Genomic DNA, 26,317 nt, shown 5'->3' with positions numbered 1-26,317 from the left:
CGGAACTCGGGGGAATGCGTTGTGCCTCTTGAGCACATAGAGCTGGCGAGGTTGAACGTTCCGGACAACCCGCAGATCAGAGCTCGCCTGGCCGAGCTCACCCATCCCGGGGGCGTCGCTCTGCAGGCCGCCGACTCCTATGAGGCCCGCGATCCCGCGGGGATCGTCAGCATCGTGGTGGACAAGAACCAGATGGTGACGAACGTGCGCATTCGCCCACATTGGATCGACCAACTGCGCCCGGAGGCTTTTCCAGCCACCGTCTACAACACGTACGTGACCGCGGTTCAACGTGCGATCGCCGTGGAGTTCGCGCACCGTGGTCCGGATCCACAGAGCCGATCCGCATCCCCGGTGCCGCAGACTGATCCCGCTGACGTGCCGCTCGTTGAATGGATGGCGGGCACGAGGTCCCGGCTCAACGCCATCGACGCCGAGTACGACGCGATCCGCCGCCGGGAGCAGGCACCACCGCAGACCGACGTCACGGAGATCCGCAGCCCGCTCGGCTACCTGTCGATGCGGATGCGCAACGGTGGACCGATCTCGCTGCACGGTGACCCGCAGGCGCTGGGCAACTCGTCCGACACGGTGCTGGCCGACGACGTCCAACGTCTCTTCGTGCGCGCGGGTCTCGGTATCGATCCCGGCGAACGCGCCGCGCCGGCTGCTCGGCCGCGAACCGGCGGTGGCGAAGGGGACGACGACTACTTCACCGATTTCCGTGTCCTGGACGAGGGGGACTGGAATGGCTGACTACAAGGTCGTCACCCAGGATCTGCGCGAAGAGGCCAAGCTCTGGCAGGAGAAGGCCGACAAGGCCGAGCCGGTCGTGCAGGCCGTGCGCGACGCACACCTCTCAGCTGCGGCGTTCTTCGTGGGCGACCTCGCGACCCTGGGAGCCGGGATGGTCAACGCCGCGTTCGAGGCGGGCCAGTACGAGCAGTTCCGCGCGTTCATCGAGAAGTGCGTGTCGGGAGCGGTCACCGAGTTCAACCAGATCGACGGCGCGTTGCGCGCGATCGCGGACGAGTACGACCGCACCGAGAGCGTCAACGAGATCGACCTCGGCAAGATCTACGGCTAGTAGGAGCACCACAGTCCCATGAGCGGTCCCGATGAGTTGACCAACCTGTTCGAGCGCGGGTTCCAAGGGCTCGAAGACAAAGCTCGCGAGTGCGCCCAGAAGTTCAACGCCGGCATCGACCACATCAACGACTGGCGCTTCGTACTCGGTCCGGCGATGCTCGTCATCAATCCGGCTCTCGACACCATTCGCGAAGCCATGGAGAAGATGTTCCAGCTGATCAGGACCGCGGTGGAGCACCACATGCCGGTCGTGTCGCTGATCTGGCAGTCCTTCAACTGGGTCGAGAAGGTCCAGCAACCGATGAACGGACTCAGTCACCAGCCGTCCGACACCCTCCTGGCCGCCCGCTGGTCCGGCGAGGCCGCCACCGCCTACTCACAGCGGCTGACCTCGCAGAACGACGCGATCAGCGCTGTCTCGACCAAGGCCGACGGCGTCAGCAAGTGGCTGATGGACATCGCCAAGTACAACGTCGAGTACATGACCGAACTGTCGAAGATGGTGACCGAGTTCCTCGGCGCACTGGTCGCCGCCGCGCTCGAAGGTGCCACGGTCGTCGGCATCGTGTTCACGGTCAAGGACCTCGCCGGGGCGATCGGCACCCTGGTCACGCAGTCGCTCGACAACCTGGTGGGCATCGCGAAGCGGTTCGTCGAAGCCCTCAGCAAGGTGCGGGACATCATGAGCATGATGACCGACATGAAGCTGCCCGACCAGGGCTGGCCGCAGGCGGTGAAGGGGTGAGGGCGTTCGCCGCTGCGGTGGCGGCACTGGCCCTCGTCGCCGGCTGCAGCGTCGAACGGGCGGAGACGCCGACGTTCCAGTCGACCCCGACGCCGGTCTCCACGCCGCCCGTGAAGCCGAGCGGTCCATCCCCGGCGCCGGTGAAGTACGCGACCGAGCGGCTGAAGAGCTGTCTGGACATCCGGCAGCAGGTGGGCGCGGAACTCCCGGTCGCGGAACCGGACGACGACCAGTCGGCGGGTTCCCACTCGTCGTCGCGAACCTGCACGTTCAGGGCACCCGAGCAGACGACCGTGTTCAGCGTCCGCTCGTGGGAGAACACGGACGACGCCACTGGCGTCATGTCCGGTGGCGACCACGCGAAGAAGTACTTCACCGACCGCTCCGCGTCGTGGGAGAAGGACGGTGACGTGAACATCGGTTCGGACGCGCGCTGGCGGGAAGGGCGGGCTCCGGACTGCGCGTTGGAGGTTCTCGACGAGAACGCCGTGCTGGTGGTGGTACGCACTGGCGACACCGACGGCGAGCAGTGTCGAGCGTCCGCGCGGGAGCTCGCGAAGAAGTTCTACGCCGCCGTGCAGCCGTAGTGCTGACGATCGCCGCTAGTTCTCGTTGAGAGACTCCATCGCGTGGTGCACCGCGACGGCGTCACGGTCATCCGGACGCGCCTTGAGCCAGTTCTTCAGCCACTCGACCCGGCGCTCGGCCGCGGCCGCCAGCGTCAGCGTGATGTAGGCGCGGCGTTCCCACTCCCGCGCCGACCGCATCGCGTCGGCGGCCGGCCGCCACTCGTCCCGGAGGGCTCCCACCAGCGCACGCGCCAGCACCGGGTCCCTCTCAGGATCGACCTGCAGGTCCCGCACTCTCGCCCCACCCCCAGTACCGCCGCGGCGCGGTCCTGTGAGTGTGCATGACGAACCGTCGTGTTCGGCAGGCCTGAGTGCGTCACCGTTCCAGGATCGCCGTGATTCCCTGACCGCCGGCCGCGCAAATGGACACGAACCCGCGTCCACTTCCCTTCTGGTGCAACAACTTCGCCAGGGTCGCCACGATGCGGGCGCCGGTGGCGGCGAACGGGTGGCCTGCCGCGAGGGACGAGCCGTTGACGTTCAGCTTGGACCTGTCGATCTCGCCGAGCTCCTTCTCCCAGGCCTTCAGCGTGGCCAGGACCTGGGACGCGAACGCCTCGTGCACTTCGTAGAAGTCGAAGTCCTGCAGCGTGAGGCCCGCCTTGGCGAGCATGCGCGGTGCGGCGTGCACGGGTGCCATGAGCAGGCCTTCGTCGCCGTGCACGTAGTCGACGGCGGCGGTCTCGGCGAACGTCAGGTAGGCGAGTACCGGCAGCTTGCGCTCGCGGGCCCACTCCTCGGTGGCGAGCAGGACGGCGGAGGCGCCGTCGGAGAGCGGGGTCGAGTTGCCGGCGGTCATCGTGTCGCCGAAGACCGGCTTGAGCTTCGCGAGCTTCTCGGTGCTGCTGTCCGGGCGGAGGTTCTGGTCGCGGGTCAGGCCGAGGTACGGGGTGACTAGGTCGTCGAAGAAGCCCTCGTCGTAGGCCCGCGCGAGGTTCTGGTGGCTACGCGCGGTGAGCTCGTCCTGATCCACCCGGGTGATGCCGTACCTCTCGGCGGTGATGGCCGCGTGCTCGCCCATGGACCTGCCGGTGCGCGGTTCGCCGTTGCGCGGCAGGTGCGGCACGACGTGGCTGGGGCGGAGCTTCGCCAGCAGGCTGATCTTGCGGGTGCGGTTGAACTCCAGCAGGAGCTTGCGGAAGTTCTCGTTCACGCCGATCGGGGCGTCGCTGGTGGTGTCGACGCCGCCCGCGATGCCCGCCTCGATCTGGCCGAGCGCGATCTTGTTGGCGACGGCGATGATCGCCTGCAGCCCGGTGCCGCACGCCTGCTGGAGGTCGTAGGCGGGGGTTTCGGGGCTGAGCCTGCTGCCCAGGACCGACTCGCGGACGAGGTTGAAGTCGCGCGAGTGCTTGAGCACCGCTCCCGCGACCACCTCGCCGAGCCGCTCGCCCTGCAGCCCGAAGCGGCTGACCAGGCCGTCGAGCACCGCGGTGAACATGTCCTGGTTCGACGCGGTGGCGTACGGGCCGTTCGAGCGGGCGAACGGGATGCGGTTGCCGCCGATGATCGCTACTCGCATGCCGTCATACTACCTACTAGCGGGTAGACTTACTAGCGAGTAGGTTGTGTGACGTGGACAGGTACCAGAAGTTCGCAACGTCGGGGCTGGGTCGTCAGCTCGTTCGCAGGCTCGGCCTGCCGAACCCGTATCCGCTCCGCCGCGATGCCGCGTTGGCCACGCCCGTGCTGGTCGGTGGAGCTTCCAGGCTGCCCTTCCTCAAGCAGCTCGAAACGGGCTCGGCTCCTTACGGCGCACTCGTGTTCGACGCGTCCGAGCTCTCGGCCGTCGCCGATCTGCGGCAACTGCACGACTTCTTCCACCCCGCGATCACGCAGCTCGGACCGTGCGGCCGGGTGATCGTGATCGGGCGGTCGCCGGACTCCGTGGCGCAGCGGGCTCTCGAAGGCTTCGTGCGGTCGGTCGGCAAGGAGCTGCGCCGCGGCGGCACGGCCAATCTCGTCTACGTGGCAGACGGCGCGGAGGACGGGGTCGAGTCGACGCTGCGGTTCCTGCTGTCCGGACGATCGGCTTACGTGTCCGGCCAGGTCATCCACGTTTCCGCGAACTCGCCGACCGGCACGCTGGCGGGCAAGGTCGCGCTGGTCACGGGCGCCTCGCGGGGCATCGGTGCGGCCATCGCCTCGACGCTGGCGCGCGACGGGGCGCACGTGGTCTGCCTCGACGTACCCGCGGCCGGTGACGAGCTGTCGAAGGTCGCGAACTCCATCGGCGGGTCGGCGCTGCAGCTCGACATCACCGGCGATCCCGCGAAGCTGACCTCGTACCTGCTGGAACGGCACGGCGGCGTGGACGTCGTGGTGCACAACGCGGGCATCACGCGCGACAAGACGTTGGCGCGCATGGACTCCTCGCTGTGGGACTCGGCGCTGGAGGTCAACCTCGCGTGCCAGGAGCGGGTCAACGAGGCTCTGCTGCACGGCGACGTGCTGCGCACGGGTGGGCGGATCGTCGGGGTGTCGTCGATCGCGGGCATCGCGGGCAACGTCGGTCAGACCAACTACGCCACGTCGAAGGCCGGCGTGATCGGGATGGTCCGGACGCTCGCACCCGTCCTGGCCGCTCGCGGGGCCACGATCAACGCCGTGGCGCCCGGTTTCATCGAGACGAAGATGACCGCGGCGGTGCCGTTCGCGACGCGCGAGGTCGGGCGGCGGATGAACAGCTTGTCGCAGGGCGGGCTGCCGGTCGACGTCGCGGAGACCGTGGCGTGGTTCGCGTCGCCGGGTTCCGGTGGGGTGAACGGCAACGTCGTGCGGGTGTGCGGCCAGATGCTCTTGGGGGCCTGATGTTGTTGCGTGCCGCACTGACGTCGTTCCGGCGCGGGGAAACCCTTGCCGCCCAACCGGTCTCGGCTTCCGTCGACGTGTCGCTGGATCACCTGAGCGCCTACAACGCGGTGTGCGGCTTCGGGTTGCGTGACGCGCTGCCCCTGACGTACCCGCACGTGCTGGGCTTCCCGTTGCAGATGAAGCTGATGTCCGGCAAGGGTTTCCCGTTCCCGCTGCCCGGTCTTGTGCACGTCGCGAACCGGATCACGCAGTCGTGGCCGCTGACGCTGGACGAGCCGTTGGAGATCACGGTGTCCGCGCGCGATCTGCGGCCGCACCCGCAGGGCACCCAGGTCGACGTGGTGACGTCGGTTTCCGGTGTCTGGGAAGGGGTTTCGACCTATCTGCGGCGGACCGGCGGCGCGCCGGGCACGGGCGAGGAGCTGGAGCGGCCGGCCGGGTCGGCGGTGTGGCGGGTGCCCGCGGACGTCGGACGGCGCTACGGCGCGGCGTCCGGCGACCGGAACCCGATCCACCTGCACCCGTTGGGCGCCAAGCTGTTCGGCTTCCAGCGCGCCATCGCCCACGGGATGTGGACGAAGGCGCGCTGCGTCGCGGCGCTGGAGGGCAGGCTGCCCGGGGCCGTGACGGTCGGCGTGCGGTTCAAGAAGCCGTTGCTCATCCCCGGTCGCGTCGAGTTCTCGGCGGCCGAGGGTGCTGACGGCTGGGAGTTCGCCGTGTGGGGCAAGGGACCCCACCTGATCGGCTCAGCCCACGAGCTAACGACGTGACGGTGGATGCCAGACCCTGCCGTCGACCAGGTCGCCGAAGCCCATCCAGACGAGGTTCATGAGGCGTGCCGCGACGACACCGGCGGGTTCCTCCGGGTGGTCGAGCCACCACTCCGCGAGCGACTCACCGGCCCCGACCAGCGCGGCGGCCAGCGACTCGGCCTCCAGCTTGGTCGCCGGCGCCTTCGTCGACTGGGTGAGCAACGCCGCGACCAGCGAGACCGCCCGGCCGCGCATGTCCGCGAGCTCGACCGCGAACGGACCGCCCTGGGTCTGCGCCTGCCGGTGCAGCACCTGCCAGCTCGCCCGGTTCTCCCCCACGAACCCGAAGAAGGCCCGCAGGCCGCTCCACAGCTGCACGTCCGGTTCCTGGTCGGGCTCGACGCCCGTCGCGATGGCCTCCATGATCCGCGTGGCCTCACGCCGGATGCAGGTCGCGAACAGCTCTTCCTTCGACCCGAGGTAGGCGTAGAGCATCGGCTTCGAAATGCCCGCGACCTCGGAGATCTCGTCCATCGAGGCCGAGTGGAAGCCGAGCCGTGAGAAGACGTCCACGGCAGCATCCATGATCTGCCGCTCACGCACCGCGCGTGGCAAGCGCTTGGCTCGACCTTCTGTGCGCATCACTACCTCTCAGTTCGGATCCACAAGATTATCCGATCAGCTTGCCGCTCTATCTACTCATCAGTAGTCTTACTCGCGAGTAGGTACCAGGAGGTGTGTCAATGACGCTCGACCTCACCACCGAGGCGATCGCGAAGCTCAGCCCTGCCGAGCTGATCAGCACGTTGCAGCAGGTCTCGCCGGACGATCCCGCCCTCAAGGGCGTGAACATCGACGTCATCGCCCGCGGCATCGACCCGAAGAAGCTGGGCAAAGACGACTTCGCCGCTCTGCTGAACGCCCTGGGCGCACTGGCCGACGGCGGCGCGGACCTCGACCTGTCGAAGATGGACCCGGCCAACTTCGCCCGCATCATCTCGCGCGCCTCGAAGGACCAGATCGAGGCCGTCGTGGCCGACCCGGCCCTGCGCACGCGCGTGCTCGACGAGGTGTTCCGGCGCATGGAGGTCCACTTCCGCGCCGACAGGGCGGGAGCGACGCGCGCCGTCGTGCACTTCCACGTGCTCGAAGACGTGTACGAGGCCATCATCGAGAACGCGGAGTGCACGATCAACAAGGGCGTGACGCGCGAGGCCCGTGCCATCGTGACGCTGACGCCCGCGGACTTCCTGAAGCTCGCGACCGGCAACGCCTCCGCGCCCGTGCTGTTCATGACCGGCAAGCTGAAGGTGAAGGGCGACCTCGGGTTCGCGGCCGGTTTCATGAGCCTGTTCAACATCCCGAAGGCTTAGGAGACATTTCAGTGGGTGGCTTCTCGCTCGAGCTGAACGAAGACCAGACCGACCTGCGGGACTGGGTGCACGGCTTCGCCCGCGACGTGATCAGGCCCGCGGCCTCGGAGTGGGACGAGCGCGAGGAGACGCCGTGGCCGGTGATCCAGGAGGCGGCGAAGATCGGCCTCTACGGCTTCGAAGCCCTCGCGACCTGGTTCGCCGACCCGATCGGCCTGTCGTTGCCGATCGCGACCGAGGAGCTGTTCTGGGGCGACGCGGGCATCGCCCTGGCGCTGATGGGCACCGGCCTGGCCGTCGCGGGCATCTTCGCCTCCGGTGAGCCCGAGCAGCTCGCCGAGTGGGTACCGGAGTGCTTCGGCGACGAGAGCGAGCCGAAGCTGGCCGCCTTCTGCGCCTCGGAACCCCAGGCGGGCTCGGACGTGGCCGGCTACCGCACCCGCGCGCGCTACGACGAGGCCACCGACGAGTGGGTGATCAACGGCCAGAAGGCCTGGGCCACCAACGGCGGCATCGCGAACGTGCACGTCGTCACCGCCGTCCTGGACCCTTCCCTCGGCTCGCGCGGCCAGGCCGGGTTCATCATTCCCCCTGGCACACCTGGGTTGTCGTCGCCCGGAAAGATCAAGAAGCACGGCATGCGCGCCTCCCACACCGCCGACGTGTTCCTCGACGACGTGCGGGTGCCCGGCCGCTGTGTCCTCGGTGGCCGCGAACGGGTCGAAGCCCGGCTCGCGCGCGCCCGTGAGGGCCAGAAGGCCGGCGGACAGGCCGCGATGGCGACGTTCGAGACCACGCGCCCGACCGTCGGCGCCATGGCCGTCGGCGTCGCCCGTGCCGCCTACGAGTACTCGCTGGACTACGCGAAGGACCGCGAGGCGTTCGGCCGCAAGATCATCGAGAACCAGTCGATCGCCTTCGACCTCGCGAACATGAAGATGGAGATCGACGCGGCGCGGCTGCTGGTGTGGCGCGCGGCGTGGATGGGGCGCAACAACGTGCCGTTCACCGCCGGCGAGGGCTCGATGTCGAAGCTCAAGGCGTCCGAGGTGTCGGTGTGGGCGACCGAACGGGCGATCCACATCCTCGGTGGGGCCGGGTACACGCGGGAGCACCCGGTGGAGCGGATGCACCGGGATTCCAAGATCTTCACCATCTTCGAAGGAACTTCCGAGATTCAGCGTTTGGTCGTGTCGCGCGCGATCTCGGGCATGCAGATCAGGTGAGCGGTCTCGTCATCGGCGGCGACAGAACGTCGGAACCCGCCCAGCGGTAGAGCAGCGCTGGGCGGCCGCCCTTGAAGGTGCGCCGGGTCTCGCCGACCGGAACGATGACCGTTTTGTAGTTTTCGACGATTTTGCGGCGGAAGTTGGTGGCGTTGAGCGAGACGCCCCACACGATCTCGAAAACGCGGCGCAGTTCGGGCAGCGTGAACGAGGGCGACAGAAACGCGGTCGCGAGGTTCGTGCACTCCAGTTCTCGGCGCACGGCCTCGATCGCGTCGCGCAGGATCGTGCCGTGGTCGAAGGCCAGGCGGTCGAAGAGGGTGTCCTCCACCTCTACCCAGTCGGCGCGGTGGGCGTCTCCGCCGCTGATCGGGACCGGGAGGTTCGGCGCGACGGCGAGGAACGCCGTGGTGATGACGCGGCCGCGTGGGTCGCGGTCCGGGTCCGAGTAGGTCTTCAGCTGGCGCAACGGCAGCTGCGTCGCGTCCAGGCCGGTCTCCTCCTGCAGTTCCAGCCCGGCCGTGTGCTCCAGCGCCTCGCCGGCGCGCAGGAAGCCGCCGGGCAGGGCCAGATGGCCGCGGAACGGCGGGTTGCCCCGGACGACCAGCAGCACCTTGAGCTGGTCGTCGCGCACCGTCAGCACGACCAGGTCGACGGTGTGGGTCAGCACCGTGGCGCGAACGGAATGACGGGACGACGTGGACATCAAGCACCGACCTCGCGTGTCTGTACTCTTCTCATCAATTCACCGGGCGCGCACACGTTTTCCAGCGGAATCGCGATGGGAAGGTCCTCCGGCACCTCGGAGAAATAGACCGGAATTCCTCTTTCCTGCACGCAGCCGAGTTCATAACAGGTGGTGCGCCCGACATATCCGCCGGGCGCGACCAGGTAGACGACGTCGGAATCGAGGATCTTGGCGAGCGTGGCGGCCTGGATGTCGAGGTTGGACAGCTGCGGCAGGTCCGTCTCGAACCGCACGTAGGCCGCGCCGGGGTTGATGATGCGGGAGACGACCGGCGAGCGGACCTCGAAACCCGCCTCCTCCAGCTCCCGCACCACGGCCACGACCTCGGCGTAGTGCCTCCGGAAGCTGCCGATCACGGCAGCGGAGAAGCCCATCACCGACCACCGTCCGAACCGCGCCGCAGCCGCCGGACGAGCTCGGCGGCGGCCACCGAGGTCGTGGTGACGGCCGCCGTCACGACGCCCAGGTCGTGCCCGAACGCGACCAGCAATGCCGCGAGTCCGAACACGAGCAACACGATTAGGACAGCATAAGCTTCCTTCCACCCGCCGCGCCGCTTTGTCGGGCTGACCACCGTTGAACACCTCCCGAATTCAACTCCGTGCCTACAGAGTCGCACGGTTGACAAGCGGAGGCGAACAGCGAACTATTCACGATGAACTAAACCCGCACCAATTCAGGTAAGGCTTCCCTGGCTTTTGTAAGCCTATTCTTTGCCGGTCGGGGAGCCCCCGCTAGAGCGGCAGCTGCAGGACCGCGCCGACGCGTTGAAGCTCCCGGCGGTGCACGGCGAGCAGTACGACGTCCTTGGGGCGGCGGAAGTGCAGCACCACGAAGTTCGGGTGCGGCGGGTCCTGGTCGACGATCTGCTCGACCCTGCCCTCGTCGTCGCTGAAGACGATCCGCTCGTCCCAGATGATTTTGGTGGGACCGAAGAACAGCTCGCCCTCGTGCCACTCGCCGTCCAGGAAGACGTCGCCGTCCCCGCGCGAGTGGTCGTCGCCGGACGGACCGAAGGCCTCCGCGAGCGCGCCCCCGAGGAGCTCGAAAAGTACGGACATGAAGTTCCCCCTTCGTTGCCACAGGAACGAGCTGGGCGCCCAGCCGGTTCCCGCGGGATCTCGGAGGTCTAGCCGAACGGCTGGCCGGCTTCGCGCAGCCAGGCCCGCTCACGCGAGTGGTCCGGCATGGCGGGCCAGCCGTTGACCTTCGCGATCAGCACCCAGTACCGCTCGGCACGCGGGTCCGCGAAGTCCGCGAGCTCGCGCAGCCGCTCGACGAGGCGTTCGTCGTTCGGCAGGTCCAGCGTCTCCGCCCACTTGGCGTTCACGCGGTCCACGACCTCGCGCGCGGCGTCCGAGTCCGGCGCGATGCCGGCGTCGAGTGCCGCGCGGGCCTGGTCGATCGCGAAGTTGAACGCCTCCATCTGGTTTCCGGGCGGCGGTCCCATGTCCGCGCCGTCACGGCGGCGTTCCTCGTGCTGCTGGGACATCCGCTTGACCGTCGCGCGGAAGTCCGGGTCCTGCACGAGCTTCGCGAGCTCGACCCACGCCTCCAGCTGCTCGGTCGTCGGGTCGTCCGGCAGCTCGATCCGCACGGATCGCATGTGCTGCTCGAACTGCGGATCCAGCTCGTAGGGCCCGAACACCTCCTCGAAGAAGTCGTCGAGGATCCGCTGGCGCTCCTCGTCCGACATGCGTGCCAACTCGTTCATCAGTTCCATCTCCCCTCCCTTGGCGACGGCGCGCAAGACGGCGCGGCGCAGCCGCAACGTCTTCATCTGCGCGTCGATCGCTTCCGCATGTGCACGCGCCACGTCGGTCACCGACACCTCACGGGCCAGAACGCGGCCGGCGGTCGGCAGGTCCACGCCCAGGTCTCTGAGCGTGCGGACCAGCTTCAGCCTCGCCACCGCGTCCGCGTCGTAGGTCCGGTAGCCGCCGGAGGTTCTGTCCGCGGGCGGGATGAGGCCCGAGTCGGAGTAGAACCTGATGGTGCGGACGGTGAGTCCGGTCATCCTGGCCAGCTCGCCGATCTGGTAGCGCGTCACGGGAACTACTGTGAACCCTCCAGTCGCTGGAGGGTCAACCTGAATAACCGAACGGGTGGCTGAACAGCGAAAAGGCCCCCGCACCGGAGTGCGAGAGCCTTCTCGGGATGGAACCTCAGTAGGTCATCGCGATGCCAGGCTCGGCCAGCAGCGCGCCCACGTCCGCGAGGAACTGCGAACCCTGCTGACCGTCGACCACGCGGTGGTCGAACGAGAGCGCGAGCTGGCAGATCTTGCGGATCTTGATCTCGCCGTCGACCACCCACGGCATGTCGCGGATCGCGCCCAGGGCGAGGATCGCGGACTCGCCGGGGTTGAGGATCGGCGTGCCGGTGTCGACGCCGAAGACGCCGACGTTGGTGATCGTGATGGTGCCGTTCATCATGTCGGCCGGCGACGTCTTGCCGTCACGGGCGACGGTGGCGAGCTCGTCGAGCGCGATCGCCAGTTCCTTCAACGACATCCGGTCGGCGTCGCGGACCTTCGGGACCACCAGGCCGCGCGGAGTCGCCGCCGCGATGCCCAGGTGGACGTAGTCCTTGTAGACGATCTCGTTCGCGGCGCTGTCCCACGTCGCGTTGACGTCCGGTGTGCGGCGCGCGGCGAGGATGACTGCCTTGGCGCAGAACGCCAGGGGCGTCAGCTTCACGCCGCGGAACTCCGGCGCGTTCTTCAGGCGTGCGCGCAGTTCCATCATCGGGGTCACGTCGACCGTCAGGAACTCGGTGACGTGCGGTGCGGTGAACGCGCTGTCCACCATCGCCTGCGCGGTCGCCTTGCGGACGCCCTTGATGGGCACCCGGCGTTCGCGCGTGCCGTTGTCCACAAAGGACTGAGCGGGAACCTCGGCCGGTGCGGAACGGGCGCTTTCGACGTCCTCCCGCGTGATCACGCCGCCGGGGCCGGAGCCCGTGAGCGCGTGCAGGTCGACGCCGAGGTCCTTCGCCAGCTTGCGCACCGGCGGCTTGGCCAGCGGCACGTAACCACCGGGAGCCTGGACCGGAGCCGGAGCGGCGACGGGTGCGGCGACCGGCGCGGGAGCGGTCACGACCGGCGCGGCCGGCGTGATCGAGGCCGCGGCGGCGTTGGCCACGGCCGGTGCGTCCTTGCGGGCACGGCGCTTGGCCGCACCGGACTTCGGGCCGTAGCCGACGAGCGTCGCGATGCGCCCGCCCGGCATCTCCTCGCCGATCTTGCCGGACGAGGCGCCGTTCGCCTCGGCCGCGGCAGCGGCCGGAGCGGGTGCGGCGGGTGCGGCCGCGCCACCGGGGTCGGTGTCGATCGTGATGATCGGGACGCCGACCTCGACGGTCTGGCCGGGTTCGGCCAGCAGCTCCGTCACGACACCGGCCCACGGGCACGGCAGCTCGACGGCGGCCTTGGCCGTCTCGATCTCGACGATGATCTGGTTGACCGTGACCGTGTCACCCGGCTTCACGTGCCAGGTGAGGATCTCGGCCTCGGTCAGCCCCTCTGCCGTGTCGGGCAGGGGGAATTGCTTGTACTGCGGCATTTCCGGTTGTCCCCTTACCAGGCGAGAGAGCGGTCGACGGCGTGCAGCACCCGGTCGAGGTCGGGGAGGAACTCCTCCTCGAGCTTCGACGGCGGGTACGGGGTGTCGAAACCGGTCACCCGCAGCACCGGTGCCTGCAAGGAGTAGAAGCACTCCTGCTGGACCTTGGCCGCAATCTCGCTTGCGATCGAGGACTCGGACGGCGCCTCGGACACGACGACCAGCCGGCCGGTGCGGCGCACCGACTCGAACACGGGCGCCAGGTCGAGCGGCGACAACGTGCGCAGGTCGATGACCTCCAGGGAGGTGCCGTCCTCGGCGGCCGCGTTGGCGGCGTCCAGCGACGTGCGGACCATCGGGCCGTAGGCGACCAGCGTCGCGTCCGTGCCCGGACGCAGGACCCGCGACTCGAACAGCGCGCCGGGCGTGGTCGTGGTGTCGACCTCGCCCTTCTCGTAGTAGCGGCGCTTGGGCTCGAAGAACAGCACCGGGTCGTCGCAGTCGATCGCCTGCTGGATCATCCAGTACGCGTCGGCCGGGTTCGAGCACGAGACGACCTTGAGGCCGGCGGTGTGCGCGAAGTACGACTCGGGCGACTCCGAGTGGTGCTCGACGGCACCGATGCCGCCACCGAACGGCACACGGATCACGATGGGCATCTTGATCTTGCCCTGCGTGCGGTAGTGCAGCTTCGCGACCTGCGACACGATCTGGTCGAAGCCGGGGAAGATGAAGCCGTCGAACTGGATCTCGCACACCGGGCGGTAGCCGCGGATCGCGAGGCCGACGGCGGTGCCGATGATGCCGGACTCCGCGAGCGGCGTGTCGAGCACGCGCTGCTCACCGAAGTCCTTCTGCAGGCCGTCGGTAATTCGGAAGACGCCGCCGAGCTTGCCGATGTCCTCGCCCATCATGATGACCTTGGGGTTGGCCTCCATGGCCGCCCGCAGACCCATGTTGAGCGCCTTGGAGATCGTGAGCGTCTGCACCGGCGAGGCCGGGGCGGCAGCCGTGGAACGGTCCATGGTCGGAGCAGCCATCAGTGCTCACCTCCAGCAAAACCCGAGACGTAGTCGAGGAATTCGTCGCGCTGCGCTTCGAGGTTGGGGTTGCCCTCGGCGTAGACGTTGCTGAAGATCCGTTCAGCGGGCGGGTCGGGCATGTTCGTGCAGAACTCCCGCAGCTCCTCACCGAGCTTGTCGGCATCCGCCTCGACGCTCTCGAAGAACTCGCTGTCGGCCCACTGCTGGCGGACCAGGTAGACCTTGACCCGCTCGATCGGGTCCTTGAGCTTCCACATCTCGAGCTCGTCCGACAGCCGGTAGCGCGTCGGGTCGTCGGAGGTGGTGTGCGCGTCCATCCGGTAGGTGAACGCCTCGATCAGGATCGGGCCGTTGCCGTGGCGGCACTCGTCGAGCGCCCACCTCGTCACGGCGAGCGTCGCGAGGACGTCGTTGCCGTCGACCCGGATGCCGGGGAAGCCGTAGCCGCGGGCGCGCTGGTACAGCGGCAGGCGGGACTGGCGCTCGGTGGGCTCGGAGATGGCCCACTGGTTGTTCTGGCAGAAGAAGACCAGCGGCGCGTCGTAGACCGCGGCCCAGACGAAGCCCTCGTGCACGTCACCCTGGCTGGTCGCGCCGTCACCGAAGAAGCACATGGTGGCTTCTCCCTCGTCGTCGCCGACCTTGCCGTCGAACTTCTGGCCCATCGCGTACCCGGCCGCGTTGAGGACCTGGTTGCCGATGACGATCGTGTACGGGTGGAAGCGCTTCTCGACCGGGTCCCACGTGCCCTGGTCGGTGCCGCGGAAGATGCCGAGCAGCTCGCGCGGGTCGATCCCGCGCGTCCACGCGATGCCGTGCTCGCGGTAGCTCGGGAACGCCATGTCCGTCTGGCGCATCGCGCGGCCGGCCCCGATCTGCGCGGCCTCCTGGCCGAGCAGCGGCACCCAGATGCCGAGCTGGCCCTTGCGCTGCAGCGCGTTCGCCTCGCGGTCGACCCGGCGGATCAGGACCATGTCGCGGTACAGACCGCGCAGCTCCTCCGGCGTGATGTCGATGTCGAAGTCGGGGTGCGTGACCCGCTCACCCTCGGGGGTGAGGAGCTGCACCAGGTCGGCGCCGCCCTCGTCGGTCGCTCGCAAGCCTGCGATCACCTGTTCCGCTGTCGGTTTCGCGGCAGTGGCGGCCGGCGCTGCGTCCGGCTCAGGGTGCGTCCATTGCTCAGGGGACGACATGCGCCTTCTCCTCTGTCTTCTCCGACCGCCTGATCGCTCGTGACGATCTCGTGCGGCGACGCCGGCGGTCGCCGCCAACCCTGTGGGGCCGGGAGGCAGCCGTCGACGGTGACGGTGGCTTACGACCACATCCTGACACGGCCTCACCCGAGTTGGTGAGACCCGTCCCACTTCGTAACACACGAGTCAACGTTCTGATCAGCGACAACTGTCGGAGGTTCGACATTTTTACCTCCGACTAGGCCGTCCGATTAACGGACACCGTTGTCCCGGTTACCGATCGTTAACTTAGCTGGCGGCCTGTGACTAGAGGCTACGGACGCGAGCGGAGGCCGAGTCGTGACAGGATCGAGAGGTGGACCGCTCAGTTGTGACCAGCACCGTCAGGACGCTCTGGGACGACGACATCGTCCCGAGCCTGTCTCAGCTCGTCGCCGTGCCGGCGATCTCGCCCGCGTTCGACCCGGCCTGGGAAGAACACGGCGAACTGGCCGCCGCGATCGACCACGTGCGCCTCTGGATCGAGTCACGCGCGCTTCCCGGAGCAGTGCTGGAAGTCGTCCAACTGGCGGGACGTACGCCACTTCTGATGGTCGACGTGCCCGCGTCCGGTAACTCGTCCGACGACACCGTGTTGCTCTACGGACACCTCGACAAGCAGCCGCCGGTAGGTGGCTGGGGCGAAGGACTGGGTCCGTGGACCCCGGTCCTGCGTGACGGACGTCTCTACGGCCGTGGCGCGGCCGATGACGGTTACTCCGGATATGCCGCGATCGCCGCCATCGAGGCCGTGCGCGCCGCCGGCGGTTCGCACGCCCGTTGCGTCGTGCTGCTGGAGACCGGCGAGGAGTCGGGTTCGCCCGACCTGCCCGCGTACCTGGAGCACCTGTCTTCACGGCTGGGCCAGGTGTCTCTGGTGGTCTGCCTGGACTCGGGTGGCTCCGACTACGACCGCATGTGGCTGACGACCTCGCTGCGCGGCCTGGTGCAGGTCACCGCCACCGTACGGGTGCTCGACGGCGGTCTGCACTCCGGCATGGCGTCCGGCATCGTGCCGTCGTCGTTCCGGATCGCCCGGACCCTGCTCGACCGGATCGAGGACTCCGCGACCGGCGAGATCCTCGTGCCGGAGATGCACGTCGAGATCCCGGCCGGGCGGCTCGCCGAGGTCCGCGAGGCCGTCGAGGCCGCGCCGGGCGCGCTGTGGGACCCGGTGCCGCGCGTCGGCGACCTGCAGCCGATGTCGTCCGACGAGGTGGAGCTGGCCCTCAACTCCGGCTGGCGGCCGACCCTGTCGGTCACCGGCGCCGAGGGCCTGCCGCTGCCGGACGACGCGGGCAACGTGCTGCGCCCGTTCACCTCGCTGGTGCTGTCGTTCCGCCTGCCGCCGACGGCTTCCTCGTCGGCCGCCCTGGAGGCGGTGCGCGAGAAGCTCACGACCGACGTGCCCTACAACGCGACCGTGGAGCTGTCCCGCGTCGAGGCCGCCGACGGCTGGAACGCCCCTGAGCTGGCCCCATGGCTCTCCGCCGTCCTGGACGAGGCGGGCAAGGAGGTCTTCGGCGCGCCGTGGCGGACCGTGTCGCTGGGCGGCTCGATCCCGTTCATGGGGCTGCTGCACGAGGCGTACCCGGACGCGCAGTTCGTCGTGACGGGCGTGATCGGGCCGGACTCGAACTGCCACGTCCCGGACGAGTGGCTGCACCTTGCGCACGCGGCTCGCGTCACCGAGGCGGTCGCGCTGGTGCTGGACGCGCACGCGAAGCAGTCCTGACTCACCGCTACTCTCAACTACTCTAAGGTACTTGCAAGTCACGGCCTTAAAGTTGAGAGTGGAGCGCGGTGGAAGCCTCGACCTTGCAGTCCCTCATCGAACGTCTACGCCGGACGGGCGCGGAGATGAGCGACGTCGAGGTGAAGTCGGCTGCCGGAGGTCTGCCGAAGAGCGCAGCCGAGAGCTTGTCAGCCTTCGCCAACACCAACGGCGGCATGCTCGTGCTCGGACTGGACGAAACCGCTGGTTTTCGTCCAGTCCGGCTCGCTGACCCCGCGAAGTCGCGCGACGATCTCGCTGCCCTGGCGAGCGACTGTCTGCACCCTCCACTGCGCATAGCGGTGGACGTCGTCGAGTTCGAAGGCCTGTCGATCGTCGTGGCCGAGGTCGATCCGCTGCCTTCCGACCACCGCCCGTGCTACGTGGAGTCCAAAGGAATCGCAACAGGCTCGTACGTGCGGGTAGGCGACGGCGATCGCAGGATGACCCAAGCGGAGATCGGCCTGGCGATCGCCAACCGCGGGCAGCCCCGCTACGACCTGGAAGCCGTGCCGGACGCGGTGATCGGCGACCTGGACCGCGTTTCCTTCGGTCGCACGATCGAACGTGTACGGCAGACTTCGCGAGCGTTTCGCGACATGGACGAAGTCACAGCGCTGGAACGTCTGCGAGTGCTCGTGCGAGCCGAGAACGGAACGCTGGTGCCCTCCATCGGAGGACTGTTGACCTTCGGTTCCTATCCTCAGCAGCACTTCCCTCAACTGACCGTGTCAGTCGTGGTGTACAGCGGGAACGAGAACGGGCCGCGCTTCGACGACAACCCCGTGATTCGAGGCCCGATTCCAGAACTGGTGTCCGAAACGATGTCGGTTCTGCGCAGGCACATGAGAGTCCGGACTCACGTCGACGCCAGCGGTCGCCGTGAGCAGCTCGACTACCCGATGGAGGCCGTACGGGAGGCTGTGGTCAACGCCCTCCTGCACCGTGACTACAGCGGCGGGACCCGTGGCACCCAGGTCCAGATCGAGCTGCACCCCGACCGACTGCTCGTGCGCAGCCCGGGAGGGCTGTTCGGCCCCGTCGTCCTGGAGGATCTCGGCACCGAGGGAGTGAGCTCGTCGCGCAACTCCTTCTTGGCTTCGTTGCTGTCCGACACCTACCTGCCGTTGAGCGACCGGCTCGTCGCCGAGAACAGAGCCTCCGGTGTTCCCTCGATGATCAAAGAACTGCAGCGGTCCGGTTTGGCGCGGCCGATTTTTCGCAACTTCGCAAACCGGTTCGAGGTTGAGTTCAGCAGGTCAGAACTGCTCGACCCCACTACCCGCCAGTGGCTCGCACGACTGCACGAGCCTGGACTCACCCAACTACACGAACTCGCCCTCGCGACGATGTACCACGGCCGCCCGATCAGCAACGCCGCTCTGCGGCAGTTCGGCGCAAGCCAAGCTGACGCGACGGCCGTGTTGCGCGACCTGGCGAACAAAGGACTCGCCGTACGCACGGGCGGACGCCGGTATGCCACCTACTCGCTCGGTGCATCAGCTGAGACTCCAGACCTCTTCACGGTCAGCTCACCCCGGACCGATGTCGCCGACATACTGCGCTCACTCGGTTCGGCAAGCGCCAGGGAGCTCATCGCGGCGACCGGGTACTCACGACCGACCGTGCTCCTCCGACTGGAAAAGCTGATCGAGGAAGGCCTGGTCACCGCCGAAGGCGCACCGAGAAGCCCCAAGCGCCGGTATCTGTGGTCAGGCGCTCGGTAGAGCGTTCACACCCGGTTTCGGTCCACCCGCCTTTAGTGAGGAACGACTCAGCCGAGACGTGGGCCCGACCGTTCGTCCGACCTCGTATCCCACACTGGGGCGATGGGCGAACAAACGGAACGGGCGCGTCTCGCGGAGTCGGACACACCGACTGCGCCGTGGCGGCTGTGGGGGCCGTACCTGTCTGGTCGCCAGTGGGGCACGGTCCGCGAGGACTACTCGCCCGAGGGTGACGCGTGGGCGTCGTTCCCGTTCGACCACGCCCGTTCCCGCGCCTACCGCTGGGGCGAGGACGGCATCGCCGGCATCTGCGACGTGCACGGCTTCATGAACTTCGCCCTCGCCCTGTGGAACGGCAAGGACCCGATCCTCAAGGAGCGGTACTTCGGCCTCACCAACGAAGAGGGCAACCACGGTGAGGACGTCAAGGAGCACTGGTGGGTGACCGACGGGACGCCCACCCACTCCTGGATGCAGGTCGTCTACCGCTATCCGCAACGCGAGTTCCCGTACGCGCAGCTGCGGGAGATGGCGCGCAACGCGGGCCGGGAGAACCGGGAGCCCGAGCTCAGCGACACCGGGGTGCTCGACGAGAACCGGTTCTTCGACGTCCAGGTCACCTACGCGAAGGCCGACACGGACGACATCTGCGTCGAGATCAGCGCGACCAATCACGGGCCTGAGGACGCGCCGTTGCACCTTCTGCCGCAACTGTGGTTCCGCAACACATGGGCGTGGGGCCGGGACCAACGGCCGTGTCAGCTCGTTGCGAGCACCACGACCGGACGCAAGGTCACGGCTGACCACGGCAATCTCGGCCGGTACACGCTGCATCTGGACGACTCGCCGTCGATGCTCATGACGGACAACGAGACCAACGAGATGTCGCTCTTCGGGGCCGGGCACAACCCGTCGCCGTGGACCAAGGACGGCATCTGCGAGTACGTGGTGCGCGGCAGCACGTCCGCGTGCCAGGTGGTCGGGCCGGACGACGCGGGCGCGGCGGGCACCAAGTTCGCGGCCTGGTACTCGTTCGACCCGGTGGAGCCGGGCGAGACGGTGACGATCAGGCTGCGGCTCGTCGGCGGTGACGGGCACCTGGACCCGTTCGGGCCGAGCTTCGCGGAGACCATGACCGCCCGCCGGCTCGAAGCGGACGAGTTCCACGACGCCGTCGCGCCGCAGACCAGTCCCGAGGAGAAGCACGTGCTGCGGCGCGCGCTGGCCGGGCTGATGTGGACGAAGCAGCACTACCGGTTCCGCACGCGTGACTGGCTCGACGGCGACCCGACGAAGCCCGAGGCGCCCAGCTCGAGACGTACGCCCGAGGCGCGCAACGTGCACTGGCGGCACCTCGACGTCGCCGACGTGATCTCCATGCCGGACGAGTGGGAGTACCCGTGGTTCGCGGCGTGGGACCTCGCGTTCCACACGATCCCGTTCACGCTGGTCGACCCCGCGTTCGCCAAGGAGCAACTGCTGCTGTTCTGCCGTGAGTGGATGATGCACCCGAACGGCCAGATTCCCGCCTACGAGTGGGAGTTCGGCGACGTCAACCCGCCCGTGCACGCGTGGGCGGCGTTGCAGGTCTACCGCGCGGACGGCAGCAGGGACCGGCAGTTCCTCGCCAGGATCTTCCACAAGCTGCTGCTCAACTTCTCCTGGTGGGTGAACCGCAAGGACGCCGACGGCAGCTACCTGTTCGAGGGCGGGTTCCTCGGCATGGACAACATCGGGCCGGTCAACCGGTCGGAGCCGATGCTCGGTGAGTGGCGGCTGGAGCAGTCCGACGCCACGTCGTGGATGGCCTCGTACAGCCTGCACCTCATGCAGATCGCGCTGGAGCTGGCGCGTGGCGACGAGTCCTACGAGGACGTCGCCACCAAGTTCGTCGAGCACTTCCTGTCGATCGCGGAGGCGTTCACGCACTTCGGGTCGCACGGCGGCGGCATCTGGCACGACGAGGACGGCTTCTGCTACGACCGCGTCTCGCGCCGCCGCCCGGACGGCCACGTCGAGTCCGAACCCGTGCGTGTGCGGTCGATGGTCGGCCTCATCCCGTTGCTGGCGAGCGCGGTTCTCGAGCCGTGGGTGCTCGAGGAGCTGCACGGGTTCACCAGCCGGTTGGAGCACCTGCTCAAGCGCCGGCCGGAGCTGCGGCAGTTCATCACGTTCCACTACGAGCGCGGCGCGTTCGTCTCGCTGCTGGACGAGCACAAGCTCAAGCGCGTGCTACACCGGATGCTCGACGAGCAGGAGTTCCTGTCGCCGCACGGCATCCGCTCGTTGAGTGCGGCCCACCGCGAGGGCCTGGAGGTCAACGTCGCGGGCCAGGACCACCGCATGGGCTACGAGCCGGGCGAGTCGCATACGCCGATGTTCGGCGGCAACTCGAACTGGCGCGGCCCGGTCTGGCTGCCGACGAACGCCCTGCTCGTGGAGGCGCTGCGCACGGTCTGCGCGTTCCACGACGGCATGTTCCAGGTCGAGATGCCGACGCACTCGGGTCGCTGGGTCACCGCGGGCCAGGTGGCGGACGAGCTGAGCGACCGGCTCGTCGGGCTGTTCCTGCCCGACCACGACGGGCGCAGGCCGTCGGACGGCAAGCGGATCGAGGCCTCCGAGTCACCGCTTTGGCGCAGTCACGTCACGTTCAGCGAGTACTTCGACGGCGACACGGGCGAAGGGCTCGGGGCGACCCACCAGACCGGCTGGACGGCCCTGGTGGCGGGCCTGATGGCCGAGCGCAGGCGCTGAGCAGCGCTGTCGTGATCAAATCCTGATCAAGGACGCGCTCGCAGATGGTTATCATTCGTGTGCAATACGTGAAGACGTTGTGTGATCTGACCCAAATGGCACAAGATTCTGTGCCCAATCGCCCGATTTGACGCAAAATCATTGCAAGGCAGTGGCCTGTAACACCCACGTGCTGTCCACCACGTCACCCGGGTGGCAGGATCCCGTTCACTCGTCCGCAACAGTTACGAGGAGTGACGCAGTGGCTCGTCGACCCAGGCACGTGCTCGCCCTACTGCCCGCAGCGGCCCTTGCGCTGACCGCGCTCGCCGGATGCGCGACGAGCACCAACAGCGGCGGTGGCACCACCGACGGTGGGATCAAGCTTGTCAAGGAAGGCAAGCTTGTCACCTGCACCCACCTGTCGTACAAGCCGTTCCAGTACACCGACGGCGACAAGACCGTCGGCTTCGACGTCGATCTGGTCAACCTGATCGCCAAGGACCTCGGTGTCGAGCAGGAGATCTTCGACACCCAGTTCGAGACGATCACCTCCGGCGCGAGCTTCAACGCGAACCAGTGCGACCTCGCCGCCGCCGGCATGACCATCAAGGAAGAGCGCAAGCAGGGGATGGACTTCTCCGACCCCTACTTCGAGGCGACGCAGGCCCTGCTGGTCAAGAAGGACTCGCCGATCAAGTCGCTGGCGGACCTCCGGGGCAAGAAGATCGGCGTCCAGCAGGACACCACCGGTGAGATCTACGCGAACGACAACAAGGCCGCCAACGGCTACGAGGTCATCCAGTTCGAGGACCTCCCGCTGATGGAGACCGCCGTGCGCACCGGCGCCGTCGACGCCGCGATCAACGACAACGGCGTGCTCCTCGACTACGCCAAGGAGTTCCCGGACACCCAGGTCTCCGCCGAGTTCGACACGAACGAGCAGTACGGCATCGGTGTCAAGAAGGGCAACACCGCTCTGCTGGAGAAGATCAACGCCGTCCTGAAGAAGGCCAAGGAAAGCGGCGAGTACGACACGATCTACGAGAAGTGGTTCGGCAAGAAGCCGGAGAAGAAGTAGCTCTCGAACGAACGGGGCGGCGGAGGACGCCGCCCCGTTCGCGTCCGAACCACATCCGCTAGGAGTCACAGAATGGCGCTGTCGAAGCGCAAGCGGGCCGAATACTTCCGGTACTCGCAGTACACGCTGCTCGTCCTCATCGCCGTCGTGATCGCGTTCCTCGCCGACTGGGAACAGATCCGCACGGCGTTCTTCAACTTCGAGACGATGGGGGAAATGCTCCCCAACGTCATCACCGTCGCGTTGAAGAACACCCTCATCTACACGGCGCTCGGCTTCGCGTTCGGCCTCGCGCTGGGCCTGGTCCTCGCGCTGATGAAGCTCTCGTCGATCGCGCCGTACCGCTGGATCGCGACGATCTACATCGAGTTCTTCCGCGGCATTCCGGCACTGCTGGTGTTCATCGGCCTCGCGTACGGCGTGCCGCTCGCGTTCCAGATCCAGTTCGACATCTACTCCACGGTCATGCTGGCGCTCGGCATCGTCGGCGCCGCCTACATCGCCGAGACCATCCGCGCCGGCCTCCAGGCCGTGCCGAAGGGGCAGGTCGAAGCGGCGCGTTCGCTGGGCATGTCCCAGGGCCGCGCGATGATCACCATCGTGATCCCGCAGGCCTTCCGGATCATCCTGCCGCCGCTGACCAACGAGCTGATCCTGCTGACCAAGGACTCCTCGCTGATCTACATCATCGGTCTGGCCCGTGACCAGTACGAGCTCACGAAGTTCGGGCGGGAGACGCTGAGCCGCAGCCCGTCGCTCACCCCGATCCTCGTCGTCGGTCTCTGCTACCTGATCATCACGTTGCCGCTCGGGCACCTGTCGAGGTACCTGGAGCGCCGCTCCGGCGGAAAGAAGGTGTCCGTCCTGTGAGCGAGATTTCCGTTGAGATCACCGGGCTGAAGAAGTCGTTCGGCTCGTTGGACGTCCTCAAGGGCATCGACGTCACGGTCAACCGCGGTGACGTGGTCTGCATCATCGGCCCGTCCGGTTCCGGCAAGTCGACGTTGCTGCGCTGCGTGAACCTGCTGGAGGAGCCGAACGGCGGCAAGATCGTCGTCAACGGCGTCGAGCTGACCGACCCGGACGTCGACATCGACCGGGCGCGCACGAAGATCGGCATGGTCTTCCAGTCGTTCAACCTGTTCGCACACCTGAGCGTGCTGAACAACCTCACCGTCGCGCAGCGCAAGGTGCTCAAGCGCAGCGAGAAGGAAGCGCAGCAGATCGCGCTGCGCAACCTGGAGCGCGTGGGGTTGACGGAGAAGGCGAACGCCATGCCCGCGCAGCTCTCCGGTGGCCAGCAGCAGCGCGCGGCGATCGCCCGCGCGCTGTCGATGGACCCCGAGGTGATGCTGTTCGACGAGCCGACCTCGGCGCTCGACCCCGAGCTCGTCGGTGACGTGCTCGGCGTGATGCGCCAGCTCGCCGACGAGGGCATGACGATGCTGGTCGTGACGCACGAGATGCAGTTCGCCCGCGAGGTCGCCGACAAGGTGATCTTCATGGACGGCGGCTACATCGTCGAGGAGGGCCCGGCGGCCGACGTGATCGGCAACCCGCGGGAACCGCGCACCCAGGAGTTCCTGGCCCGCGTGCTCGACCCGACGCACCACGGCCCGAGCGACCCGGTCTAGGTCGCGTGGCGAGGGGGAAAGTCGCCGCGGCGGACGTGCTGCGGGGGCTGTTGGGGGAGAACGACAGTTCCGGTGGTGGCGGGTGGAGGTTGCCGCGGCGCAAGCCGAGCACCCCGCCCGTCATCCGCGTGGTGGACCGCGTAATCACCGACGTGCTCGACCTGCGCGCGGTCGAGGTGCCGTACGTGCTGGAGTTCGAGCGCTGCCAGTTCGAGGCCGCGCCGGACCTGCGGCAGGCGAACCTCGCCGGCATCTCGTTCGCCGACTGCGACCTGCCGGGTCTCGAGGCGCGCAACCTGAGCAGCAGCAACGACGTCTCGCTGCTCGGCTGCCGCGTCACCGGGCTCACCGACCTCACCGACGCCGAGATCGCGGGCTCGGTGTTGTTGCGGGACAGCAGGTTCAGCGTGCCGGGCGGACTGTGCGTGCACGGTGACCGGCTGACGGTCGCGGGCGCGCTGCTCGGGTTCGGCATCCACACCGAGGGTGAGGTGCGGCTCGCGGGCGCGCGCATCGGCGGCAACGTCAACCTCGGCAGCTCGGTGCTGCGGAACGCCGACGGCTTCACGTTGAACGGCAACGGCATGCAGGTCGGCGGCAACCTGCTCGGCGCGTTCACCTCGCACGGCGTGGTGTTCCTCGCCAACGCCCGCATCAGCTCCACGCTGTCGCTCAGCGGCGCCACGCTTTCGCGCGGTTCGGACTTCCGTGAAACCAACGACCCGCACGCGGACCCGTCCGCGACGCTCTTCCTCGACCGCGTGGACGTCTCCGGCGACCTGGAGCTGGACCGCGGTTTCACCAGCCAGGGCACCATCCGCGCGGTGAACGCGAAGATCGGCGGCACGTTCTCGCTGGCGGACGCCGTGCTGGACGCCGTGTCGCCGCCCGCCGTCGGCAACGACCCGACCGGTTCGGGCCGCGCGCTGCACGTCGACGGCGCGGAGATCGGCGGCGACGTCGTCGGGCGGCACGTGCAGATCAAGGGTCAGCTGCGCATGGTCGACACGCACGTGCGTGGCAGCATCACGATCGAACGGGCCACTGTGGACAATCCGGCCGCCGACGCCGTGCTGGCCAACCGCTCGCAGATCGGCAGCAACTTCGTGGTGCGCGAGTCGGACGTCTCCGGCGGCCTGGAGCTGCGCGGCATCACCGTCGGCGCGAACCTCGACCTGCGCGGCAGCCGGCTGACCAGGCCGGGCAAGTACCGCCACCAGCCACGCGAGAAGCCGTCGCTCGACATCGGCGGCGCCATGATCGGCCGCGACCTCATCTGCGCGCGCGGCGACAAGGAGTTCGTCGCGCACGGCGGTGTGCGGTGCCGGCGCGCGGTGATCGGCCGCATGGCGAACTTCAACGGCGCGGTGCTCGGCTACAAACTGGACAGCCACGCCTTGAACGCGATGGGCATGCAGGTGCAGGAGCTGATGCTCAACGTCGTGTCGCCGCCCAAGGGCCTGGTGACGCTGCGGCAGGCGCGCTGCACGTCGTTGGACGACAACGAGAACTTCTGGAACGCCACCGGTTTCATCGACCTCGACGACTTCCGCTACGACTCGCTCGCCTACCCGATCGACCTGCGCGACGACGATCAGGTGCAGCAACGGTTGCGCTGGCTGCGGCAGGCGATGCGGCGCAGCTACCGCCCGCGCCCGTACGACCAGTTCGCCGAGATGCTGACCGCGGCGGGCAACGAGGAGCACGCCTCCACGGTGCTGATCGAGAAGCAACGCCTGCGGTACCGCGCGGTCGCCGAGGGCATGCGGTTCTTCGGCCCGCTGGTGCTGCTGTGGAGCTTCCTGCAGCGCTCGATGGTCGGCTACGGCTACCGCCCCGCGCGCGCACTGGGGTGGCTGATCGCGGCGTGGGCCGCCGGCAGCATCTGGTTCCACGTCAACGGACGGTTGGACGAGATCAACGCCGACGACCACCTGCACTGGAACGCGTGGCTCTACACGATCGACCTGGTCGTGCCGATCGTCGACTTCGGCAACAAGAACCGCTGGCAGACGTCGGGCGCGTCGCAGTGGATCGCGTCGGGGCTGATCGTGTCGGGCTGGGTGCTGGCGACGACCGTCGCCGCTGGTCTGACCCGGATGCTGAAGCGGTAGAACGCCACCATCGTGGTATTTCGTCCGGTGCGGAACG

The 26,317-nt window shown here is 68.0% G+C and carries 26 protein-coding genes; 15 read left to right on the top strand and 11 right to left on the bottom strand.

Annotated elements, in window-relative coordinates; all coding sequences use genetic code 11:
• Positions 1 to 51: 51 nt before the first annotated feature.
• From ACRSBM_RS41050 to ACRSBM_RS41035, 4 genes are read left to right on the top strand one after another with little or no spacing between them, the layout of a single operon-like run.
• On the top strand, positions 52 to 756 hold the full coding sequence (locus tag ACRSBM_RS41050; RefSeq protein ID WP_434452100.1) for a hypothetical protein: 705 nt from the start codon (positions 52 to 54) through the stop codon (positions 754 to 756).
• Positions 749 to 1,087 carry a hypothetical protein gene (locus ACRSBM_RS41045; RefSeq protein ID WP_434452099.1) on the top strand — a complete coding sequence of 113 codons (339 nt, stop codon included), beginning with the start codon at positions 749 to 751 and terminating at the stop codon, positions 1,085 to 1,087. Before ACRSBM_RS41050 ends, ACRSBM_RS41045 begins: the two co-directional genes overlap by 8 nt.
• Positions 1,088 to 1,105: 18 nt before the next feature.
• Complete coding sequence (locus tag ACRSBM_RS41040; protein ID WP_434452098.1) at positions 1,106 to 1,834, top strand: hypothetical protein; 729 nt, start codon at positions 1,106 to 1,108, stop codon at positions 1,832 to 1,834.
• Positions 1,831 to 2,421, top strand: a complete 591-nt coding sequence (locus tag ACRSBM_RS41035) for a hypothetical protein (RefSeq protein ID WP_434452097.1) — start codon at positions 1,831 to 1,833, stop codon at positions 2,419 to 2,421. Before ACRSBM_RS41040 ends, ACRSBM_RS41035 begins: the two co-directional genes overlap by 4 nt.
• 15 nt (positions 2,422 to 2,436) lie before the next feature.
• Here the strand turns inward: ACRSBM_RS41035 and ACRSBM_RS41030 are convergent, their stop codons facing one another.
• Both ACRSBM_RS41030 and ACRSBM_RS41025 read right to left on the bottom strand, forming a co-directional pair.
• A complete protein-coding gene (locus ACRSBM_RS41030; RefSeq protein WP_434452096.1) occupies positions 2,437 to 2,697 on the bottom strand; it encodes a hypothetical protein in 261 nt (86 codons plus the stop codon).
• 82 nt (positions 2,698 to 2,779) lie between these two features.
• Positions 2,780 to 3,985, bottom strand: coding sequence for an acetyl-CoA C-acetyltransferase (locus ACRSBM_RS41025; protein ID WP_434452095.1), 1,206 nt, complete (start codon positions 3,983 to 3,985; stop codon positions 2,780 to 2,782).
• A gap of 53 nt (positions 3,986 to 4,038) precedes the next feature.
• Between ACRSBM_RS41025 and ACRSBM_RS41020 the strand changes: the two genes are divergently transcribed.
• Together ACRSBM_RS41020 and ACRSBM_RS41015 are read left to right on the top strand one after the other, a co-directional pair.
• On the top strand, positions 4,039 to 5,274 hold the full coding sequence (locus tag ACRSBM_RS41020; protein ID WP_434452094.1) for a 3-oxoacyl-ACP reductase: 1,236 nt from the start codon (positions 4,039 to 4,041) through the stop codon (positions 5,272 to 5,274).
• Positions 5,274 to 6,047 carry a MaoC family dehydratase gene (locus ACRSBM_RS41015; protein ID WP_434452093.1) on the top strand — a complete coding sequence of 258 codons (774 nt, stop codon included), beginning with the start codon at positions 5,274 to 5,276 and terminating at the stop codon, positions 6,045 to 6,047. The genes ACRSBM_RS41020 and ACRSBM_RS41015 overlap by 1 nt, the downstream gene beginning before the upstream one ends.
• Here the strand turns inward: ACRSBM_RS41015 and ACRSBM_RS41010 are convergent.
• A complete protein-coding gene (locus ACRSBM_RS41010; RefSeq protein WP_434452092.1) occupies positions 6,036 to 6,671 on the bottom strand; it encodes a TetR/AcrR family transcriptional regulator in 636 nt (211 codons plus the stop codon). The genes ACRSBM_RS41015 and ACRSBM_RS41010 overlap by 12 nt on opposite strands.
• Before the next feature lie 101 nt (positions 6,672 to 6,772).
• Between ACRSBM_RS41010 and ACRSBM_RS41005 the strand changes: the two genes are divergently transcribed.
• Complete coding sequence (locus tag ACRSBM_RS41005) at positions 6,773 to 7,402, top strand: SCP2 sterol-binding domain-containing protein (RefSeq protein ID WP_434452091.1); 630 nt, start codon at positions 6,773 to 6,775, stop codon at positions 7,400 to 7,402.
• 11 nt (positions 7,403 to 7,413) lie between these two features.
• On the top strand, positions 7,414 to 8,628 hold the full coding sequence (locus ACRSBM_RS41000; protein ID WP_434452090.1) for an acyl-CoA dehydrogenase family protein: 1,215 nt from the start codon (positions 7,414 to 7,416) through the stop codon (positions 8,626 to 8,628).
• Here ACRSBM_RS41000 and ACRSBM_RS40995 read toward each other — a convergent pair.
• The 8 genes from ACRSBM_RS40995 to pdhA all read right to left on the bottom strand — a co-directional run bounded on the left by ACRSBM_RS40995 (position 8,621) and on the right by pdhA (position 15,175).
• Complete coding sequence (locus tag ACRSBM_RS40995; protein ID WP_434452089.1) at positions 8,621 to 9,334, bottom strand: NUDIX hydrolase; 714 nt, start codon at positions 9,332 to 9,334, stop codon at positions 8,621 to 8,623. The two genes, ACRSBM_RS41000 and ACRSBM_RS40995, sit on opposite strands and share 8 nt — an antisense overlap.
• The gene (locus ACRSBM_RS40990) at positions 9,334 to 9,750 is read right to left on the bottom strand and encodes a hypothetical protein (protein WP_434452088.1); all 417 of its coding nucleotides are present in this window, start codon (positions 9,748 to 9,750) and stop codon (positions 9,334 to 9,336) included. Before ACRSBM_RS40990 ends, ACRSBM_RS40995 begins: the two co-directional genes overlap by 1 nt.
• Positions 9,750 to 9,893, bottom strand: coding sequence for a hypothetical protein (locus tag ACRSBM_RS40985; protein WP_434452087.1), 144 nt, complete (start codon positions 9,891 to 9,893; stop codon positions 9,750 to 9,752). Before ACRSBM_RS40985 ends, ACRSBM_RS40990 begins: the two co-directional genes overlap by 1 nt.
• A 217-nt stretch (positions 9,894 to 10,110) precedes the next feature.
• A complete protein-coding gene (locus ACRSBM_RS40980; RefSeq protein ID WP_434452086.1) occupies positions 10,111 to 10,437 on the bottom strand; it encodes a hypothetical protein in 327 nt (108 codons plus the stop codon).
• Between the two features lie 68 nt (positions 10,438 to 10,505).
• Complete coding sequence (locus ACRSBM_RS40975) at positions 10,506 to 11,426, bottom strand: MerR family transcriptional regulator (protein WP_434452085.1); 921 nt, start codon at positions 11,424 to 11,426, stop codon at positions 10,506 to 10,508.
• Between the two features lie 115 nt (positions 11,427 to 11,541).
• Positions 11,542 to 12,939 carry a dihydrolipoamide acetyltransferase family protein gene (locus ACRSBM_RS40970; RefSeq protein WP_434452084.1) on the bottom strand — a complete coding sequence of 466 codons (1,398 nt, stop codon included), beginning with the start codon at positions 12,937 to 12,939 and terminating at the stop codon, positions 11,542 to 11,544.
• Positions 12,940 to 12,953: 14 nt separating this feature from the next.
• The gene (locus tag ACRSBM_RS40965) at positions 12,954 to 13,979 is read right to left on the bottom strand and encodes an alpha-ketoacid dehydrogenase subunit beta (protein WP_434452083.1); all 1,026 of its coding nucleotides are present in this window, start codon (positions 13,977 to 13,979) and stop codon (positions 12,954 to 12,956) included.
• Complete coding sequence (gene pdhA / locus ACRSBM_RS40960; RefSeq protein WP_434452082.1) at positions 13,979 to 15,175, bottom strand: pyruvate dehydrogenase (acetyl-transferring) E1 component subunit alpha; 1,197 nt, start codon at positions 15,173 to 15,175, stop codon at positions 13,979 to 13,981. The genes ACRSBM_RS40965 and pdhA overlap by 1 nt, the downstream gene beginning before the upstream one ends.
• 355 nt (positions 15,176 to 15,530) lie before the next feature.
• Between pdhA and ACRSBM_RS40955 the strand changes: the two genes are divergently transcribed.
• The 7 genes from ACRSBM_RS40955 to ACRSBM_RS40925 all read left to right on the top strand — a co-directional run bounded on the left by ACRSBM_RS40955 (position 15,531) and on the right by ACRSBM_RS40925 (position 26,280).
• Positions 15,531 to 16,949 carry a M20/M25/M40 family metallo-hydrolase gene (locus ACRSBM_RS40955; RefSeq protein ID WP_434452081.1) on the top strand — a complete coding sequence of 473 codons (1,419 nt, stop codon included), beginning with the start codon at positions 15,531 to 15,533 and terminating at the stop codon, positions 16,947 to 16,949.
• Positions 16,950 to 17,017: 68 nt separating this feature from the next.
• Positions 17,018 to 18,715 carry an ATP-binding protein gene (locus ACRSBM_RS40950; RefSeq protein WP_434452080.1) on the top strand — a complete coding sequence of 566 codons (1,698 nt, stop codon included), beginning with the start codon at positions 17,018 to 17,020 and terminating at the stop codon, positions 18,713 to 18,715.
• A 102-nt stretch (positions 18,716 to 18,817) separates the two neighbouring features.
• Positions 18,818 to 21,472, top strand: coding sequence for an MGH1-like glycoside hydrolase domain-containing protein (locus ACRSBM_RS40945; protein WP_434452079.1), 2,655 nt, complete (start codon positions 18,818 to 18,820; stop codon positions 21,470 to 21,472).
• A 241-nt stretch (positions 21,473 to 21,713) separates the two neighbouring features.
• Positions 21,714 to 22,532, top strand: coding sequence for a basic amino acid ABC transporter substrate-binding protein (locus ACRSBM_RS40940; RefSeq protein WP_434452078.1), 819 nt, complete (start codon positions 21,714 to 21,716; stop codon positions 22,530 to 22,532).
• A 72-nt stretch (positions 22,533 to 22,604) separates the two neighbouring features.
• Entirely contained in the window at positions 22,605 to 23,402 is a 798-nt protein-coding gene (locus ACRSBM_RS40935) for an amino acid ABC transporter permease (RefSeq protein WP_434452077.1), read from the top strand.
• Positions 23,399 to 24,166 carry an amino acid ABC transporter ATP-binding protein gene (locus ACRSBM_RS40930; protein WP_434452076.1) on the top strand — a complete coding sequence of 256 codons (768 nt, stop codon included), beginning with the start codon at positions 23,399 to 23,401 and terminating at the stop codon, positions 24,164 to 24,166. The genes ACRSBM_RS40935 and ACRSBM_RS40930 overlap by 4 nt, the downstream gene beginning before the upstream one ends.
• 5 nt (positions 24,167 to 24,171) lie before the next feature.
• On the top strand, positions 24,172 to 26,280 hold the full coding sequence (locus ACRSBM_RS40925) for a hypothetical protein (protein WP_434452075.1): 2,109 nt from the start codon (positions 24,172 to 24,174) through the stop codon (positions 26,278 to 26,280).
• The last annotated feature ends 37 nt before the right edge of the window (positions 26,281 to 26,317 follow it).

The organism is Lentzea xerophila, assembly GCF_051094245.1.
In the GTDB taxonomy this organism is placed as follows: Bacteria; Actinomycetota; Actinomycetes; order Mycobacteriales; family Pseudonocardiaceae; genus Lentzea; species Lentzea xerophila.
The sequence above is the reverse complement of the archived record's forward strand: the minus strand, read 5'-3'. Positions and strand labels throughout refer to the sequence as shown.